This is a genomic window from Rhodococcus sp. ARC_M6 (genome assembly GCF_022810305.1).
GTDB lineage: Bacteria > Actinomycetota > Actinomycetes > Mycobacteriales > Mycobacteriaceae > Rhodococcus_F.
Map to the genome: position 1 here is coordinate 1 of NZ_JALGQH010000116.1, position 255 is coordinate 255.

General features: G+C 66.3%; 1 protein-coding gene. It reads right to left on the bottom strand.

The features are described 5' to 3' along the window. On the bottom strand, positions 1 to 255 hold a 255-nt coding region (locus tag MTX36_RS29630), incomplete at both ends, for a MerR family DNA-binding transcriptional regulator (protein WP_243623224.1).

Below are 255 nucleotides of genomic sequence, written 5' to 3' on the forward strand. Positions count from 1 at the left end.
GGGCGCGGGCAGCGAGACGGAGTTGATAACGGGAGTAGCGGCGATGTCCGCCGCCGGACCGCTGCGGGGTGAGGAGTTTCGCGGCGTCGAGACTGCGCAGGAATGCTTGCCGGACACCGAGAAGCTCGGCTGCCTGGCCCATGCTGTACGCCGGGTAGTCTTCGTCGTCGAATTTTCCGGACAGTGCACTGCCGGGGGGTTCTGCCTGAATGGGATGTCTTCTTTCGGTCAACGGACGGGACCCCCGGCGCCGTG